Origin of the sequence: Aurantimicrobium minutum, from assembly GCF_029893825.1 — a bacterium.
In the GTDB taxonomy this organism is placed as follows: domain Bacteria; phylum Actinomycetota; class Actinomycetes; order Actinomycetales; family Microbacteriaceae; genus Aurantimicrobium; species Aurantimicrobium minutum_C.
In genome coordinates, this window is record NZ_JARXXV010000001.1 from 337,384 (window position 1) to 355,789 (window position 18,406).

At 50.9% G+C, this 18,406-nt stretch carries 17 protein-coding genes; all 17 read left to right on the forward strand.

What is annotated here, in order from left to right; all coding sequences use genetic code 11:
• The first annotated feature begins 12 nt into the window (after nucleotides 1-12).
• Complete coding sequence (pyrR, locus tag M2120_RS01600; protein ID WP_280796980.1) at nucleotides 13-555, forward strand: bifunctional pyr operon transcriptional regulator/uracil phosphoribosyltransferase PyrR; 543 nt, start codon at nucleotides 13-15, stop codon at nucleotides 553-555.
• Nucleotides 552-1,511, forward strand: a complete 960-nt coding sequence (locus tag M2120_RS01605; protein ID WP_280796981.1) for an aspartate carbamoyltransferase catalytic subunit — start codon at nucleotides 552-554, stop codon at nucleotides 1,509-1,511. Before pyrR ends, M2120_RS01605 begins: the two co-directional genes overlap by 4 nt.
• On the forward strand, nucleotides 1,504-2,841 hold the full coding sequence (locus tag M2120_RS01610; RefSeq protein WP_280796982.1) for a dihydroorotase: 1,338 nt from the start codon (nucleotides 1,504-1,506) through the stop codon (nucleotides 2,839-2,841). Before M2120_RS01605 ends, M2120_RS01610 begins: the two co-directional genes overlap by 8 nt.
• Complete coding sequence (locus M2120_RS01615) at nucleotides 2,834-3,370, forward strand: hypothetical protein (RefSeq protein WP_280796983.1); 537 nt, start codon at nucleotides 2,834-2,836, stop codon at nucleotides 3,368-3,370. Before M2120_RS01610 ends, M2120_RS01615 begins: the two co-directional genes overlap by 8 nt.
• Nucleotides 3,367-4,521, forward strand: a complete 1,155-nt coding sequence (gene carA / locus M2120_RS01620; protein ID WP_280796984.1) for a glutamine-hydrolyzing carbamoyl-phosphate synthase small subunit — start codon at nucleotides 3,367-3,369, stop codon at nucleotides 4,519-4,521. The genes M2120_RS01615 and carA overlap by 4 nt, the downstream gene beginning before the upstream one ends.
• Complete coding sequence (gene carB / locus M2120_RS01625; protein WP_280796985.1) at nucleotides 4,521-7,811, forward strand: carbamoyl-phosphate synthase large subunit; 3,291 nt, start codon at nucleotides 4,521-4,523, stop codon at nucleotides 7,809-7,811. Before carA ends, carB begins: the two co-directional genes overlap by 1 nt.
• Nucleotides 7,808-8,659, forward strand: a complete 852-nt coding sequence (gene pyrF, locus M2120_RS01630) for an orotidine-5'-phosphate decarboxylase (RefSeq protein WP_280796986.1) — start codon at nucleotides 7,808-7,810, stop codon at nucleotides 8,657-8,659. The genes carB and pyrF overlap by 4 nt, the downstream gene beginning before the upstream one ends.
• A gap of 4 nt (nucleotides 8,660-8,663) precedes the next feature.
• Entirely contained in the window at nucleotides 8,664-9,551 is an 888-nt protein-coding gene (gene gmk / locus M2120_RS01635) for a guanylate kinase (RefSeq protein ID WP_280796987.1), read from the forward strand.
• A 2-nt stretch (nucleotides 9,552-9,553) separates the two neighbouring features.
• Nucleotides 9,554-9,811 (forward strand): DNA-directed RNA polymerase subunit omega, encoded by a 258-nt coding sequence (gene rpoZ / locus M2120_RS01640; RefSeq protein WP_277495022.1) that lies wholly within the window; start codon nucleotides 9,554-9,556, stop codon nucleotides 9,809-9,811.
• A gap of 20 nt (nucleotides 9,812-9,831) precedes the next feature.
• Complete coding sequence (gene coaBC / locus M2120_RS01645; RefSeq protein ID WP_280796988.1) at nucleotides 9,832-11,052, forward strand: bifunctional phosphopantothenoylcysteine decarboxylase/phosphopantothenate--cysteine ligase CoaBC; 1,221 nt, start codon at nucleotides 9,832-9,834, stop codon at nucleotides 11,050-11,052.
• Nucleotides 11,053-11,098: 46 nt separating this feature from the next.
• Complete coding sequence (gene metK, locus M2120_RS01650; protein WP_280796989.1) at nucleotides 11,099-12,262, forward strand: methionine adenosyltransferase; 1,164 nt, start codon at nucleotides 11,099-11,101, stop codon at nucleotides 12,260-12,262.
• Between the two features lie 24 nt (nucleotides 12,263-12,286).
• Nucleotides 12,287-14,224 carry a primosomal protein N' gene (locus M2120_RS01655; protein WP_280796990.1) on the forward strand — a complete coding sequence of 646 codons (1,938 nt, stop codon included), beginning with the start codon at nucleotides 12,287-12,289 and terminating at the stop codon, nucleotides 14,222-14,224.
• 21 nt (nucleotides 14,225-14,245) lie between these two features.
• Nucleotides 14,246-15,160 carry a methionyl-tRNA formyltransferase gene (gene fmt / locus M2120_RS01660; RefSeq protein WP_280796991.1) on the forward strand — a complete coding sequence of 305 codons (915 nt, stop codon included), beginning with the start codon at nucleotides 14,246-14,248 and terminating at the stop codon, nucleotides 15,158-15,160.
• 62 nt (nucleotides 15,161-15,222) lie between these two features.
• Nucleotides 15,223-16,563 (forward strand): RsmB/NOP family class I SAM-dependent RNA methyltransferase, encoded by a 1,341-nt coding sequence (locus M2120_RS01665; RefSeq protein ID WP_280798141.1) that lies wholly within the window; start codon nucleotides 15,223-15,225, stop codon nucleotides 16,561-16,563.
• A 9-nt stretch (nucleotides 16,564-16,572) separates the two neighbouring features.
• Nucleotides 16,573-17,238, forward strand: coding sequence for a ribulose-phosphate 3-epimerase (gene rpe / locus M2120_RS01670; RefSeq protein ID WP_280796992.1), 666 nt, complete (start codon nucleotides 16,573-16,575; stop codon nucleotides 17,236-17,238).
• Nucleotides 17,239-17,261: 23 nt separating this feature from the next.
• Nucleotides 17,262-17,525, forward strand: a complete 264-nt coding sequence (locus tag M2120_RS01675; protein WP_280796993.1) for a phosphoribosyl-ATP diphosphatase — start codon at nucleotides 17,262-17,264, stop codon at nucleotides 17,523-17,525.
• 41 nt (nucleotides 17,526-17,566) lie between these two features.
• Nucleotides 17,567-18,406: an ATP phosphoribosyltransferase gene (gene hisG / locus M2120_RS01680; protein ID WP_280796994.1), complete on the forward strand. Its 840-nt coding sequence runs from the start codon at nucleotides 17,567-17,569 to the stop codon at nucleotides 18,404-18,406.

The window sequence follows — 18,406 nt, forward strand, 5'->3', positions numbered from 1 at the left end:
AAGGAGGTCAGAATGACTGCACGAGCCATCATGCAGGCGACTGACATGCACCGCGCGTTGACGCGGATTGCTCACGAGATCCTCGAATCTAACCGAGGCGCTCAGTCCCTTGTTCTTCTTGGCATCCCAACTCGTGGTGTCACACTCGCACATCGACTGGCTTCGATACTTGAATCCATCGTCCCTGGTGCTTCGGTTCCCGTGGGTTCACTTGATGTGACGATGTATCGCGATGACCTCTACCAACACCCCACTCGATCGACTGCGCCAACTGAAGTGCCAGTGTCTATCGACGATGCAACCGTGGTTCTTGTTGATGACGTTCTATATAGTGGCCGAACCGTCCGTGCAGCGCTGGATGCGCTGACCGACCTTGGCCGCCCTAAGGTAGTGCGCTTGGCAGTACTTGCTGACCGCGGTCACCGTGAACTTCCCATCCGAGCAGATTTTGTTGGTAAAAACCTTCCTTCAGCCCACGGCGAGCGCATCAATGTTCGATTGGTGGAACATGACGGTGAAGACGGTGTCGAAATCGAAGAGGCGGTGACCGCATGAAACACCTTCTCAGCACACGTGATCTCTCACGAGAGGAAGCTATTCAGCTTCTAGATATTGCTGAAGACATGGCTGCAGTCAACGAGCGTGAAGTGAAGAAGCTCCCTGCTTTACGAGGCAAGACCGTAGTGAATCTGTTTTTTGAAGATTCCACTCGAACACGCATCTCCTTCGAGGCAGCTGAAAAGCGCCTTTCGGCAGATGTCATCAACTTTGCAGCCAAAGGTTCCAGTGTTTCTAAAGGTGAAAGTCTCAAAGACACGACTCAGACTCTCGCGGCGATGGGGATTGACGCTGTAGTTATTCGACACGGCGCTTCTGGAGCTCCTCAGGTGCTTGCACAAAGTGGCTGGATTGATGCACCTGTGATCAATGCAGGTGACGGCACACACGAACACCCCACCCAGGCACTGCTTGATGCATTCACTATGCGCAAGCGACTGCACGGTACTGGTTCTCGAGGTAAAGGTCTTGACGGAGTCAAAGTAACCATCGTGGGGGATATCCTGCACTCGCGAGTAGCCAGGTCTAATGTGTGGCTTCTTGAAACACTTGGTGCTGAAGTTCAACTCGTGGCTCCACCCACACTGCTTCCACATGCCGTTGATAGCTGGCCTGTATCTGTGAGCTACAACTTGGATGAGGCCCTTGCATCTAGTAAGCCAGATGTGGTGATGATGCTCCGCATTCAGCAAGAGCGTATGCATGATGCTTTCTTCCCCAACGAGCGTGAATATTCAAACTTGTGGGGTCTTACTCAAGAGCGATTCTTAGCTCTTCCAGCTAAGACAATGGTGATGCACCCCGGCCCGATGAACCGCGGTCTTGAAATTAGTTCTGCCGCAGCAGACTCACCACAATCCACAGTGCTCGAACAGGTCGCCAATGGTGTCTCTGTGCGAATGGCAGCTCTATACATGGTTCTCACCGGTGAACGAGAGGTAACTCATGACTAATCCAAACCTGCTCATCACTGGAGCTACACTTCCTGATGGCACACGATCAGACATTCTTATTGAAGGAACTCAGATCACTGCAGTTGGCAGTGGACTCAGCTCTGCTCATGCAGAAAAGATTGATGCTGATGGTCTCGTAGTTCTTCCTGGTTTAGTAGATCTTCATACACACCTTCGTGAACCTGGTTATGAGCAGTCAGAAACTGTCCTCACTGGCACTCAAGCGGCAGCTCTTGGTGGGTTCACCTCCGTATTTGCGATGGCCAACACACTCCCGGTCGCTGACACTGCTGGCGTTGTTGAGCAGGTTTTGCGTCTTGGTTCCGAAGCTGGTTATGCGACCGTCAGACCAATCGGGGCGGTGACCAAGGGACTCGAAGGCGTTCAGCTGGCAGAACTTGGCGCAATGGCTAACTCTCGTGCACAGGTTCGCGTGTTTTCTGACGACGGTAAGTGTGTCTTTGATCCCCTGATCATGCGTCGTGCTCTTGAATACGTCAAGACTTTCGGTGGCGTGATTGCTCAGCACGCACAGGAACCACGTCTGACGGTTGATGCTCAAATGAACGAGGGTGAGGTTTCGGCTCGCCTTGGGTTGGCAGGATGGCCAGCAGTTGCGGAAGAATCCATCATTGCCCGCGACGTCTTACTTGCCGAACACACAGGCTCGCGCCTGCACATCTGCCACCTCTCAACAGCCGGTTCTGTTGATGTCATTCGTTGGGCTAAGAAGCGAGGAATCAACGTTACTGCTGAGGTAACCCCTCACCACCTTCTGCTCACAGATGAACGTGCTGAAAGTTATGACGCACGATTCAAGGTGAACCCACCACTTCGTCGTCAAGAAGATGTTCTTGCTCTGCGTGAAGCTCTTGCAGATGGCACCATCGACATCGTTGCTACAGACCACGCCCCACACCCTGTTGAAACCAAGGACTGCGAATGGGGAGCTGCTGCCTTCGGAATGGTCGGTCTAGAATCAGCACTTGCCGTCGTTCACACCACCATGGTTGAAACAGGACTCATCGGTTGGAAAGATGTTGCCAGAGTACTGTCTGAGGCTCCAGCTCGAATTGGTGGGCTTGCCTCACACGGGCACGCAATCACTCCTGGTGTTCAAGCAGAACTGGTCTTGGTTGATCCCACCACTCGCCGCAACTTTGGTGTTGACGACCTAGCAAGCCTTTCGCACAACACTCCCTATCTTGGTGTTGAACTCTCGAGTCAAGTAGTGGCCACAATCCACCAGGGATATCTGACGGCATCTAATCGTGCGATTGTTGATGCAGAGTCAGTTGCTGCTCGTGCACAGGCGGTGCTGCGTGGATAAGGCTCTCGTCAGCGCGATTGTGGTCGCACTCATTGCGTTGGCCATCTTTGGCATGGTGATGTCATGGCGTAAGCGTGTGGCCAGAGACCGTCGTTTTTCTGTTGTGCTTCCTGGAAGCACTGCTACTTCTCATACTCAATCACCTGCTGAGTTTTCCGGCCTCTATGTCGCGACAACCCTCGCAAACGATCCACTTCAGCGAGTGACACTTCCTGGCCTTGCTTTCCGTGCAGATTCTCACCTGTTGATGAGCACTGAGGGTGTGAGCATTGCGCCCCGGGGTGAAAAGGAAACTTTTATTCCTGCGGCACAGATTGTTCAGATTCATCGCTCACAGGTGACCATCGACAAAGCAGTTGAAAAAGATGGTCTGACTGCCATTTCATGGACTGCTTATGACAACGAACTCTCTGAGCCTGTTGAATTCACATCATTTTTCCGCATGTCCATTCCAGAAGTTCGTCTGGCATGTGAAAACGCACTGACGACATATTTCCCCCACGCCACATCGAAAGAGGTTGCCTCGTGAGTCTCACGACCCCCAATGCCGTACTCGTCCTTGAAGACGGTTCCACCTATGAAGGCCGCGCCTATGGCGCAGAAGGAACCACCTTCGGAGAGATCGTGTTTGCGACCGGAATGTCTGGTTACCAAGAGACACTCACCGACCCTTCCTACGCGGGACAAATTGTTCTCATGACTGCTCCTCACATCGGTAATACCGGTATGAACGATCTGGACATGGAATCTCGTCGTATCTGGGTTTCTGGATACGTCGTTCGTGATGCGTCACGCATCGTGTCCAACTTCCGTGCAGAGCGCAGCCTTGACAATGATTTAGACCACGAAGGCATCGTGGGTATTCAAGGAATAGACACCCGTGCAGTTACCCGCCACATCCGCTCTAAAGGTTCGATGCGTGCTGGAATTTTCTCAGGCGCTGCCGCTGATTTGAGTCACGAAGACCAGCTTAAAAAGGTTCTCGAAGCCAACCAGATGGCTGGTCAAAACCTTTCAGCTCAGGTTTCAACTCAAGAGGAATATGTTGTCCCAGCAGTGGGGGAGAAGATTGGTTCTGTTGCCATTCTTGACCTGGGTGTGAAGACTTCCACGGTCAACTACATCGCTGAGCGTGGATTCGACGCCCACGTACTTCCCCAGACGGTAACTGCTGAGCAGATTCTTTCAATGAAGCCTTCGGCACTGTTCTTCTCTAATGGCCCAGGTGACCCAGCTGCTAGTGACAAGCACGTAGAGCTCCTTCGAAGTGTGCTGAAGGAAGGGATTCCCTTCTTTGGTATTTGCTTCGGTAACCAGTTGCTTGGACGAGCCCTGGGTTTCACCACGTACAAGCTGCCTTTTGGTCACCGTGGTATCAACCAGCCCGTTCTGGACAAGGCAACTGGCCGTGTTGAAATTACGAGCCAGAACCACGGTTTCGCTGTAGACGCTCCTATTGATGGTGTGCTCGAATCTCCCGCAGGTTTTGGACGCGTCGAAGTAAGCCACTACAGCCTCAATGACCAAGTTGTTGAAGGACTTCGATGCTTAGACATTGATGCATTCTCTGTTCAGTACCACCCAGAAGCTGCTGCAGGTCCCCACGACAGCAACTATCTCTTTGACCGTTTCCGCGACATGGTCCTCGCGTCCGCTACTACTTCGGGAGCATCACTCTAATGCCACGTCGTTCAGACATTAACTCCGTCCTCGTTATCGGTTCCGGGCCGATTGTGATCGGTCAAGCTTGTGAGTTTGATTACTCGGGTACTCAGGCTTGCCGCGTGCTTCGCGAAGAAGGCATCCGAGTCATTCTGGTGAATTCAAACCCAGCAACCATCATGACTGATCCTGATTTTGCTGATGCAACCTACGTAGAACCCATTACCCCTGAGGTAATTGAGTCCATCATCATCAAGGAAAAGCCAGACGCCATCCTTCCAACCCTTGGTGGCCAAACAGCTCTCAACGCAGCAATTGCACTGCACGAGAATGGAGCTCTAGAGCGTCACGGTGTTGAACTGATTGGCGCCAAGGTTGAAGCAATCCGTAAGGGCGAAGACCGACAGATCTTCAAGGATCTGGTTATTGCCTCAGGTGCAGATGTTGCGAAGTCATACATTGCACACACCTTGGAAGAATGTTTGGAAGCCGCCAAGGATCTGGGTTACCCCCTCGTGGTGCGTCCATCGTTCACCATGGGTGGTCTGGGGTCAGGTTTTGCTTATAACGAAGAGGACCTCATCCGCATAGCCGGTGATGGTATTCACTCCAGTCCGACCAGTGAAGTGTTGCTTGAAGAGAGCATCTTGGGCTGGAAGGAATACGAGCTCGAGCTCATGCGTGACACTGCAGACAACACTGTTGTTGTGTGTTCAATTGAGAACGTTGACCCCGTCGGTGTCCACACCGGTGACTCCATCACCGTCGCTCCAGCTTTGACGCTGACTGACCGTGAGTATCAAAACCTTCGAAACATTGGTATCGAAATCATCCGTTTGGTCGGTGTTGACACCGGTGGATGTAACATCCAGTTCGCCATTGATCCCAAGGACGGTCGCGTCATTGTGATTGAGATGAACCCTCGTGTTTCTCGCTCATCCGCTCTTGCATCTAAGGCAACGGGATTCCCCATTGCCAAGATTGCTGCCAAGTTGGCAATCGGGTATCGACTGGATGAAATTCCTAACGACATCACCAAAGTCACTCCAGCATCTTTCGAGCCCACACTCGATTACGTTGTGGTGAAAGTTCCTCGATTCGCTTTCGAGAAATTCCCTGCGGCAGATGCCACACTCACCACGACGATGAAATCTGTCGGTGAAGCTATGGCAATCGGTCGTAACTATGCAACGGCGCTGCAGAAGGCACTTCGATCGCTTGAAAAGCGTGGAAGTTCATTCCACTGGGGTGAGGAAACACGCACTGTCGAGGAACTTCTCACTATCTCGAAGATTCCTACTGACGGTCGAATCGTGACGGTTCAGCAGGCACTTCGCAAGGGTGCAACGCTGGAGCAAGTCTTTGAGGCAACCAAGATTGACCCTTGGTTCATCGACCAAATCGTCTTGATCAACGAGGTTGCCGCAGAAGTTCAGGCTGCACCAGCAATGGAGCCTTGCGTGATTCGTTATGCAAAGGACTTCGGCTTCTCCGATGCTCAGATTGCTCAATTGCGAGGTTTATCTGAGCAAGAAGTTCGTGATCTTCGTTACGCACACAACATCCGTCCTGTTTTCAAGACTGTTGACACCTGTGCTGGTGAGTTCCCGGCACTGACTCCGTATCACTACTCCAGCTATGACTTGGAAACTGAAGTGATGCCAAGTGACCGCAAGAAGGTCGTGATTCTCGGTTCTGGCCCCAACCGTATTGGGCAGGGTGTGGAGTTTGACTACTCCTGTGTTCACTCATCCTTTGCGCTCTCGGATGCTGGTTATGAAACCATCATGATTAACTGCAACCCAGAGACTGTATCCACCGATTACGACACAAGTGATCGCCTCTACTTTGAGCCCCTCACCCTTGAGGACGTTCTAGAAGTGATTCACGCTGAGAGCGCCTCGGGCGAATTGGTCGGCGTAGTTGTGCAGCTGGGTGGACAGACTGCATTGGGACTTGCCAAGGGTCTCAAGGCTGCCGGAGTCCCTATTTTGGGAACCACCCCAGAAGCAATTGATCTTGCTGAAGAGCGTGGTGAATTCTCTCGAATTCTCGAGGAAGCAAACCTTCTGGCTCCACGAAATGGTACTGCAACCGATGTTGAGGGTGCAGTCAAGGTCGCAGAAGAAATCGGCTATCCAGTTCTCGTTCGTCCCTCCTATGTTCTCGGTGGTCGCGGAATGGAGATTGTCTTTGATACGGCAACTCTGCGTGACTATTTCGTTCGCATCGATGGCCAGGCCATCGTGGGACCTGATTCACCTTTGCTTGTTGACCGTTTCTTGGACGATGCTATCGAAATTGATGTGGATGCACTCTTTGATGGAGAGCAGCTCTACGTCGGTGGCGTGATGGAGCACATTGAAGAAGCTGGGGTTCACTCGGGTGACTCTGCGTGCACGTTGCCTCCGATTTCTTTAGGCAAGAAGGACGTTGACCGAGTCCGCGAAGCAACTCTCGCCATTGCGCAAGGCATTGGTGTGAAGGGCTTACTCAACGTTCAGTTCGCTATCGGTGCTGGTGTTCTCTACGTCCTCGAGGCAAACCCACGTGCATCACGAACAGTTCCCTTCGTCTCGAAGGCACTGGGTATTCCCTTGGCCAAGGCGGCCAGCCGCATCATGGTGGGGGAGAGCATTCGAGATCTCATTACTGAAGGTCTTCTTCCTGCTCAGGATGGTTCAGTAGTGCCTATGGACGCGCCAATCGCTGTGAAAGAAGCCGTACTTCCATTCAAGCGATTCCGCACGCTTGAGGGTAAGGTTGTCGATTCGCTTCTCGGTCCTGAAATGCGTTCAACGGGTGAAGTAATGGGTATGGATGTTAATTTCCCCATTGCTTTTGCGAAGGCACAAGCCGGTGCTTACGGTGGTCTACCTTCCTCAGGAACAGTGTTTATTTCTGTTGCTGACCGCGATAAGCGCAACATCATTCTTCCTGCCCTGCGCTTCTCGCAGCTTGGCTTCAAGATTGTTGCGACTGAGGGAACAGCTGAGATTCTTCAACGTAACGGTATCCCAGCACGTGTTATCGGAAAGGTCAGTGCACACCTTGGTGACGACACCATCGTTGAGCTGCTCAACCGCGATGAAGTAGATATCGTGATCAACACTCCAAGTGGGTCAGCCGCTCGTGCTGATGGGTATGAAATTCGCGCTTCCGCTATTGCTGCCGATAAGCCACTGTTCACCAACATGGCTCAGGTCAGCGCAGCTGTTGCATCTATCGACACGATTCGTGAAGGATTTGATGTGTGCAGTCTTCAGGAATACGCCATCAAGCGACGTGAGGCATTGGCTAAGGCATGAGTGAATTAGGCTTCGGTGAGCGTCTGAGTGCTGCTTTCGAGCAATTCGGACATCTTTGTGTCGGGATTGATCCCCACCCGTTCTTGTTGAACGAGTGGGAGTATGACGACACCGCCGTGAGCCTGCGTGAATTTTCGCTTCGAGTCATTGATGCCTGTGTTGGTCAGGTCGGAATCATCAAACCTCAGGTTGCTTTCTATGAGCGCCATGGTGCTCGTGGCATGGAAGCACTTGAATATGTGATTCGTCGTGGGCGAGATGCAGGTTTACTGGTTATTTCTGATTGCAAACGCGGTGACATCGGCAGCACTATGGAGGCGTATGCGCAGTCATGGCTGACCCCGGGTTGGGGACTGGAGTCAGATGCGATTACGGTGAGCCCTTATTTAGGTTCTGGTGCGCTGGCTCAGACTGTGGAATATGCCTTGAGCAACAACAAGGGTGTATTCATTCTTGCTGCCACGAGTAATCCTGAGGCAGCTGTTCTGCAATCGGCTCTGGTAACTCAAGGACTTCACGAGGGGAAAAGTGTTGCCGCTGGAATTCTCAGTGATGTTGCTCAGTGGGCGACCCAGGCAGCTCCGCTCAACTCAGTAGGTGCAGTCCTCGGAGCAACCCTTGACTTGTCGAAACTGGGCATTAATCCAGACTCGTATCCGGCATTGCCTGTATTGGCGCCTGGCTTTGGTTTTCAAGGTGCTCGCGTTGAAGATGCACGCAAACTCTTTGGTTCTTTGTCACATAACTTGATAGTTTCTGAGACTCGAAGCGTTCTATCCGCCGGCCGCGAAGGTGTTGTTGAAGCGGTCACTCGACGTGCTGGAGAGGTTGCCTCCGCTCTTGTCTAATGTCATGCCCGAAGTTGATCGTCGCGCTGCGGCGATGGCAGGCGTTGTTGCTAGAAGAAAAAGAGCAGCGATTAAAGCAGACATTTTTGCAGGAAAAAGATCAGCTTTAGATGTCTTTATCGTTGCAACTATTGATCCATCATCATCTGAGGCAACAATCCGGGTCACAGATTTCTTAAAGTCTCTTCGAGGAATCGGCGTGAATAAGATTCCTCGAATACTTGAAGATCTCGATATTTCTCCGCGAAAACGTTTGGGTGGATTAGGTAAACACCAACGTCTTGGCTTGCGGCGATGGATTGTGGAGTATCAAGACAAACGTAATGAATCGTGGCCGGCAAAGGCAGTCGTTCTAGTTGGTCCATCTGGGGTGGGTAAAGGCACAGTTGTCAACCACATCGTTCGCAACTACCCACAAGTCCACCTCTCCATTTCAGCAACCACGCGTGATCCAAGGCCAGGAGAAATCGATGGAGTGAACTACTACTTCATTGACCATGGAGAGTTCGACGCCATGATTTACTCTGAAGCACTTCTGGAATGGGCAGAAGTTCATGGCAAAAACAAATACGGCACTCCTCGAGGCCCGATCGAAAGTGCTCTCGAGCAGGGCAAAAGTGTTCTGTTTGAAATTGATCTCCAAGGTGCCAGGCAAATTCGTGAAACCATGCCGCAGGCACGTTTGGTATTCCTTTTGCCCCCTGATTGGGACGAACTTGTTCGACGTTTACGGGAGCGTGGAACCGAATCAGAAGAAGAGATTGAGCGCCGACTTGAAACAGCTTTTGGCGAATTAGCGGCTAAAGATGAATTTGATGTTCGGGTAATTAATCGTGACGTCAGCGAAGCGGCTCAACAAGTCGTAGAATTGATGGGACTTATCAAGGAGTAAACATGGCTACCAAGCTTGAAGGCATTATCAACCCACCTATCGACGATCTGCTCTCGAAGGTTGAATCTAAGTACGCACTGGTTATCTTTGCTTCCAAGCGTGCTCGTCAGATCAACGACTACTACTCTGACCTGCACGAGGGTAGCCTCTTTGACAATGTCGGTCCTCTGGTAGATTCCAACATCGATGACAAGCCACTCTCCGTTGCTATGCACGAAATCAACGAAGATAAGCTGATCGCTCGCCCACTTTCGGCCTAATTAGCGATTCGACACCCGCTGTGTCGCACACACCTTTACGCATTGTCGTCGGGATAACCGGCGGCATTGCTGCATATAAAGCAGTTTCTGTCGTTCGGGAGTTTGTCAAAGACGGACATCATGTCGATGTAATCGCCACCGAGGCGGCACTTCAGTTTGTGGGGCGTCCAACTCTGGAAGCAATCAGCCGTAATCCAGTCCATGTTGGACTCTATGATGATGTTGCTCAAGTGCGTCATGTTGCGCTGGGGCAGCAAGCTGATGTGATCGTGATAGCCCCTGCAACAGCGAATACGCTTGCCCAGTTTGCAACAGGACAAGCACCTGATTTGTTGGGAAACACCGTTCTGGCCCGTCGTGGTCCATTGGTTGTCGCTCCCGCAATGCACACAGAAATGTGGGACAACCCGGCAACTCAGGCCAACATTGACACATTACTTTCACGCGGAGTCATTGTTGTGGGACCTGGCTCTGGCCCTTTGACAGGTGCTGATGTAGGTGTTGGTCGGATGAGCGAACCAGAAGAGATCGTTTCAGCTGTTTATGCTTCGGTTACGACTCCAGTTGTGCAAGATCTTGTGGGGAGAAAGATTCTGATCACTGGAGGTGGCACCCGTGAACCCCTGGACCCTGTTCGTTACATCGGAAACAGATCATCAGGTAAACAAGCAATAGCTCTTGCACAGCAGGCACTACTGCGTGGAGCACAGGTCACTCTCATCGCGGCACATCTTGAGGTTCCAGTTCCCTCTGGTGTCTCACTCGTGAATGTTTCTACTGCTGCACAAATGCGTGAGGCAGTATTGGCGCACATATCAACCTCAGATGTTGTGATCATGGCTGCAGCAATCTCTGATTACCGTGTCGATCACACTTCAGAATCGAAAATCAAGAAGTCTGAACATCAAGGTCAGCTCAATCTCTCCTTAGTTGAAAATCCCGACATACTCAAAGAAATTTCTACACATAAGTTCCCGGAACAAGTCATTGTTGGTTTTGCTGCAGAAACTACCTCTGGCGAGGAACTCACCTCCATTGCACGTGAGAAGTTACAGCGAAAAGGCTGTGATTATCTTGTTGTGAACCAAGTCGGGTGGGAGCAAGGTTTCGGAACAGAACGTAATGCGGTGTCCGTATTGGCATCCAACGGCGATATTCTTGAAAGTGCAACCGGGACCAAGTTGTCCGTAGCAGGAACTATTCTCGATTGCATCACCAAACAGCCATTCCAGAACGCGTAACTCGCGTGGCACTATCCAACGTCTACGTACGAGAGGACTAATCGCCATGAGCGCCTTACGACTGTTTACTTCTGAATCTGTAACAGAAGGTCACCCTGACAAAATATGTGACCAGATTTCTGACAGCATTCTGGACAATTTGCTCGATCAAGACAAGAACAGCCGTGTTGCTGTTGAGACCCTTGTAACCACAGGCCTTGTCCACGTCGCAGGTGAAGTAACTACTGATGGTTACGCCGAAATTCCTGACATTGTTCGTGGAGTAATTAAGGACATTGGGTATACATCCTCAGATATTGGATTTGATGGGGACAGCTGTGGCGTCTCTGTCTCGATTGGTCAGCAGTCGCCAGACATTGCGACTCTTGTTTTTGGTCAAGAGGAGCAGGGCGCAGGTGACCAAGGAATCATGTTTGGGTTTGCAACAACTGAGACTCCTCAGCTGATGCCCCTGCCCATCTACTTGTCCCACCGCATTGCAGAGCGCCTCACCGAGGTTCGTAAGACTGGTGAGCTGGGATATCTTCGTCCAGACGGTAAAACGCAGGTCACAATCGGTTACGAAGGAATCATTCCTCGCACCGTCGAAACTGTTGTCGTTTCCACCCAGCACGCTCCACAAGTTGATGAAACACTCGAAACTCTTCGAGCTGATGTCATTGAACACGTCATTCGTCCCGTGCTCTCTGACGCTGGCTTCGACTCCGCTGATACACGATTCATGGTTAACCCCATGGGTAAGTTCGAAATTGGCGGCCCTAAGGGAGATGCCGGGCTCACTGGTCGCAAAATCATTGTTGACACCTATGGGGGAGCAAGTCGTCACGGTGGTGGAGCCTTCTCTGGTAAAGACCCCTCTAAGGTTGATCGTTCGGCAGCATATGCCATGCGTCACGTTGCTAAGAATGCTGTAGCTGCAGGTTTTGCTGACAAACTTGAGGTACAAATTGCTTATGCAATCGGTGTTGCGCAGCCAGTTGGCTTATATGTTGAAACTTTTGGAACCGGAAAGGTTTCAGACGAGGTCATCATCACTGCAATTCGTGACACTTTTGATCTGAGCCCAGCTGGCATCATTCGTGAGCTTGAATTGCTGCGACCTATATATCGTCAAACAGCTGCATATGGTCACTTCGGCCGTGAACTTCCTGATTTCACGTGGGAAAAGTTAGACAAGGTTGATGAACTTCGTCGCTTGGCAGGTTTGTAATACGTGAGCCCTCAACCTGGGTATGTGAGTGTCCTTTTGGACACTCCGTTGCCGCAGCTTGACCACGTATTTGAATATCGGATTCCTGAATCCCTCTCAGGTCAAATAGAAGTTGGCAGCAAGGTGTCTGTCCCGTTACGAGGTGGGACACGTTTCTCTGACGCGTATGTCACGGCAATCACGGACAAGCCTGAGTTCTCCGGAGACTTGCTGTCTGTTGAAAAGGTTATTTCTGGTATTTCACTGCTTCAACCACAGACTTTAGAACTCGCCCGGAAAGTGGCAGACCGTCAAGCCGGCTCAGCTATCGATGTACTGCGCCTGGCCATTCCCGCTCGCTATGTTCGCGCTGAGAAATCCTTTTTGAGTTCAGAGATTCCTGTGAAAGTTGAAATCTCATCTCAGGCTGTGAAACCTGCTGAATTTTCTGACTTCACTGTTCAGGAAGGTCAGAAATACGCGCTGAAGGTGCCTCCCAGACTTGCTGAAACCCAAGCAGGAAAGACGATACCTAATTGGTCTCAACTGTTTGTGGGTATGGCTCACGAGCAGCTCATCAAAGGCAAAAGCACCATCATTGCTGTGCCGGATTTTCGAGATATTGAACTTCTGGAATTAGCACTCAACGATGCCGGACTATCTCAATATTTCATTCGAGTTGATGCAAAACTCTCCGGTCAAGAACGCTACCTGAATTACTTGCGGTCATTAGGTGATCAACCTCTCATTGTGATTGGTAACCGTTCTGCAGTTCTTGCTCCCGCACCACATCTCGGTCTAGTGATGTTGTGGGATGACGGTGATCACAACTTTGAAGAACCCTTGGCTCCTTATGCTCATGCCCGAGACGTGGCATTGATTAGACAGTCACAAACAAACTGTTCTTTGCTTTTTGCTTCGTATACTCGCTCGCTTGAAATACAACGCCTGGTTGAATTGAACTATCTTTCAGAGGTTGACGTTCGCACCACTCAACATCCACAAATTGTTCTTACAGATGCGCATTTAGAAGAGGGCGAGACACCTTCTCGTATACCTGCAGCTGCGTGGTTAGGCGCCAAGAAAGCTCTTGAAAATGGCCCAGTCTTAGTTCAGGTAGCTAGTCCGGGTTTCGCTCCAGCCCTGATCTGCTCTTCATGCCGCGAAAGAGCAACCTGCCAGTCTTGCCACGGACCGCTACAACTCGCCCACAAAACAGCAACGCCTTCATGTCGATGGTGTGGCCAACTCAATGCTTCGTGGAAATGTTCAGGGTGTGGAAATTCGCGGTTGAGGCCAGTTGCTGCCGGAACTGAAAGAACGTCTGATGAAATAGGTCGCGCTTTTCCTGGCGTGAAAGTGATTGTTGCTGATGGTAATCACATTCTCACTTCAGTACCGGCAGAGCCTTCGATAATTGTCGCAACACCCGGCGCTGAACCAATCGCTCATGGCGGCTATTCAGCAATTCTGCTGCTAGATGGTGAGCGACTCCGTGGCCGGGAAGCATTCCGTGTTGATGAAGATGTGTTGAGGAACTGGAGCAACACGATTGCTTTAGCTCACTCATCAGCAACTGTTTTCATCAATGGCGCTGGCATTTCGCTGGGTGCCGCATTGGTCAATTCGGAGCAAATTCTGTGGGCAGCTCATGAACTCAGTGAAAGACAACAATTCCGTCTCCCTCCTGCTGTCAGAGTCGTCTCTGTAACTGGGCCAGCGGAAACAGTCAGAAACACGTGCGATGAACTTCCCAACTTGAGTACTCATCGGGTGCTTGGACCGGTGGGAATGCCCGATGGCTCCACACGGGCTCTCATTTTCTTTGAATACAAAGATGGCGAAGAGCTTGCAAAATATCTCCGTGCGGCAGTGATTACTTCAGCAACCAGATCGAAGAGACCTGTTTCACCTGCTGAACGCGGTGGGCGAGTGCTTAGACTGAGAGTGCGCTTTGATGATCCGGATATCGATGCGTTATAGAGCAAATATGAGGCGGGTGTTGTGAAGATTATTTTCGCGGGCACCCCGCAAGCTGCAGTTCCCACGTTGAATGCACTTCTCGAAAGTCAGCATGAGATAGTTGCCGTTCTGACGCGTCCAGATGCACCAGTTGGCCGTAAGCGAGTTCTAACGCCGTCACCAGTTGCATCTGTGGCACTCGAGCATGGAATTCCTCTCATCTATGCCAATAAAATAGATGCTGAGACGCACTCTGCGATCAAATCGTATTCTGCTGATTTAGGTGTGGTTGTTGCTTATGGGGCCGTACTTCCAGAATCAACACTTGATGTTCTGGAACATGGCTGGATAAACCTTCATTTTTCGCAGCTACCCCAGTGGCGAGGTGCAGCCCCTGTCCAATGGCAAATTATCTCAGGAGCGAATGAATTGGGCTCCTGCGTATTCTCCCTTGTACAAGAGCTTGACGCTGGTGATGTTTACGATTCGCAGCTCTATCCCGTCATTCAAGATGAGACCAGTGGAGATGCCCTTACTCGGCTTTCTGAGTTGGGGGCTACCCAAGTTCTCCACGTTGTTGATGCCATTGCCGCCGGAACAGCACAACCTTCTCCGCAGAATGGCGAATCTACATACGCCAGAAAACTTATGCTCCAAGATGGACATCTCGATACCTCTGTCGTTGCCCAGCAGGTCTACAACCGCTTAAGGGGAGTAACGCCTGAACCAGGTGCCTTTGTCTTAGTGGGGGAAGACAGGGTCAAGATTCTCCAAGCACGTCTTGCCACAGATATTGTAACCACTCAAGGCGCTTTGAGTTCTCAGGCGAAGAAACTCTATTTGGGCTGTGTCGATGGCTCGATTGAAATACTGTCCCTCCAACCTGCAGGCAAACAAGCCATGAATGCAATGGATTGGTTCCGCGGACTACACCAGGAAGTAGTAACAGTTTCGTGACGCAAAATAAGCCTGTGAAAAAAGGGCCACGGAGGTCTCGCCCCATCACTCCATCGCGCCTCGTGGCGTTTGAAGTGTTGATGTCAGTAGATGAAGACGATGCATATGCCAATCTTGCGCTTCCGGCAAAGATCAAAGAGTTTGGGCTCAGCTCGAAGGATGCGGGCTTAGCTACTGAGTTGACCTATGGAACACTTCGGATGCAAGGCTTCTATGACCGAGTTATCGCTAATTCTGCAGCTCGAGATATCGATGGAATCGATTTGGTTGTCTTGAATATCCTGCGCCTTGGAGTTCATCAGCTTCTCAATATGCGTGTTGCTACCCATGCAGCAGTAGATGAAAGCGTGAATCTAGCAGAACATATGGCCTCACTCGGAGCTGTTGGTTTCGTGAACGCAGTACTTCGTCGCGTGAGCCGTCATGATCTGCAAGATTGGCAAGAATTCATTCTTGAGAAAATCACCAATGATGATGAGCGACTTGCAGCGCTCTACTCCCACCCGGTGTGGATTGTTCGTTCGCTCAAACAAAGCCTGGATGCTGAGGGGCGCGGAGATGAACTTGAAGAGCTACTCGCAAGTGACAACATCAATCCGCGAGTAACACTGGTGGAGCTTCCTGGTTTCGTTGATACCAATGACGAGGTGGAGGGTGAGCCAACAAAGTATTCACCTGTTGGTATGTCCTTGAATACTGGCGGAGACCCAACCCGTTTCGCTCGTGTCAGAGATGGTGTTGTTCGTGTCCAGGACGAAGGTTCACAGCTGGCGGCACTTGTTCTTGCGCGTGTGAAGACAGTGACACCTGGTGAAAAATGGCTAGATATGTGTGCTGGTCCTGGTGGCAAGGCAGCACTTCTTGCAGCAGAAGCTGCTCTCGGGGGAGCGGAACTCACCGCTAATGAAGTCATTCCGGCTCGTGCGGATCTCGTTCGCCAGGCTTTGGAAATTCTGCCTGAGGTGCAGGTTGTTACCGGGGACGGGTGTGAAATTGGAGAGACTTCACCTAATACCTATGACCGTATTCTTCTCGATGCTCCCTGCACGGGCTTAGGTGCTCTGAGAAGACGTCCAGAAGCGCGGTGGCGTAAATCTCCGAAAGATGTCGGTGATCTCACCGGTGTTCAAGCAGAACTCATCGCAAGTGCAATCAAAGCACTCAAGCCAGGTGGAGTACTTGCCTATGTGACATGTTCGCCACATCTTGCAGAAACTCGAGGAATCATTGAGGGTGCAGTGCGAAAGAACTCGCATGTTGTTGAACTCGATACCAAACCTGTACTTGCAGATATTGCGATGGAAAACATGGATATCGCCGGTGAGTCATTGTCAGTTCAACTGTGGCCACATCGACATGGGACGGATGCGATGTTCATCTCCTTGTTGACTAAGTCGGAATAGGCTGTAGACATGTCCGTTCGCATTAATCCGAGCATTCTTTCTGCTGACTTTGTCAACATGGAACGCGATCTTGGAGCGATCGCTACAGCTGATCTTGCGCACGTAGACGTGATGGACAATCACTTCGTTCCGAATCTCACTTTCGGTCCCCAAATGGTTGGGCGCATCCAAGATGTTTCCCCCATTCCTCTTGATGTTCATCTCATGATTGAAAACCCAGAAAAATGGGCACCCGGATATGCAGAACTTGGAGCATTTTCCGTCACTTTCCACGCAGAATCTACGGATAATCCAGTCGCCGTAGCGCGCAAACTGCGCGAAATCGGAGCACGTGCGGGGCTCGCCGTTAAACCAGGCACCGCAATTGAGCCTTACATCGAATTGCTACCTGAATTCGATCAAATCCTTGTGATGACAGTGGAACCCGGTTTCGGCGGTCAATCTTTCATCCCTGATGTCATGCCCAAACTTGGTCTGCTTCATGAAGCACGAAAGAAGTCGGGACTTGACGTGTGGCTTCAAGTAGATGGCGGAATCACTTTGGACACCATTGTTGTTGCGGCTGAAGCTGGGGCTGACACATTTGTTGCTGGTTCGAGTGTGTACAACTCGTCAAATCCTGAGCAGGCAATACTTGGGCTTCGTGCTGCTGCACACTCTGCGCACAAGCACTAGTTGACACACGGTAGCCTTAAGAGGTGAAATCCTTCGATTCTCTCTTTTCCGAGCTTTCAGCCAAGGCTGTTGAGCGTCCTGCTGGTTCGCGAACTGTCGCAGAACTGGATGCTGGCGTGCATGCAATTGGTAAAAAGATTGTCGAAGAAGCTGCCGAAGTTTGGATGGCTGCCGAGTACGAATCTCAGGAAGCTACAGCAGAGGAAATCTCACAGCTTCTTTACCACTTACAGGTGTTGATGATTGCGAAAGGCATCTCGCTCGAAGAGGTTAACCATCATCTTTAACTGCTTCTAGATTCTTTTCCACTTCACAAAGGTTTATTGACATGTTGCGCATAGCAGTTCCGAATAAGGGTTCTCTTGCTGAAATATCAGCAGAAATGCTCTATGAAGCAGGGTATTCAGGACGTAAAGATCCTCGAGACTTGCACTACTCAGACACCCGAAACGGTGTTGAATTCTTTTACCTCCGACCACGTGACATCGCTACATATGTGGGTTCAGGTGCACTTGATGTCGGAATTACTGGCCGAGATCTGTTGTTGGATTCACGCTCGGAAGCTCGAGAAATATCTGAGTTATCGTTTGGGGATTCCACATTCCGCTTTGCCGGTCCTGCAGGTTCTTTCCAAGACCTCTCTGACCTTGCAGGTAAACGAGTTGCTACGAGTTATCCAGGTCTGGTCGGCACCTTCTTGGCAGAGGCAGGAATTCAATCACACCTGGTAAAGCTTGACGGCGCTGTCGAGTCCGCAGTTCGTCTGGGTGTAGCTGACGCAGTTGCTGATGTAGTTTCTACTGGGTCTACCTTGCGTAAGGCTGGCTTGGATATTTTTGGTCCAGTCATTCTTGAATCGACTGCTGTTCTGATAAGTCGTGATGAAACCATTGTGGGCATTTCTACGCTGCAACGTCGCCTTCAGGGTGTCCTCGTTGCTAAGCAGTATGTCTTGATGGACTACGACGTACCCAAGAAGCTTCTCGATGAGGCGTGTGCAATTGCTCCAGGTATTGAATCTCCAACAGTGAGTCCTCTGCACGATCCTGAATGGGTTGCTGTTCGCGTTATGGTTCCTCGGGCAGATCGCAATGACGTAATGGACAAACTTTACGACCTCGGTGCTCGGGCAATTCTGGTCTCTGCAATCCACGCTGCCCGTCTGTAA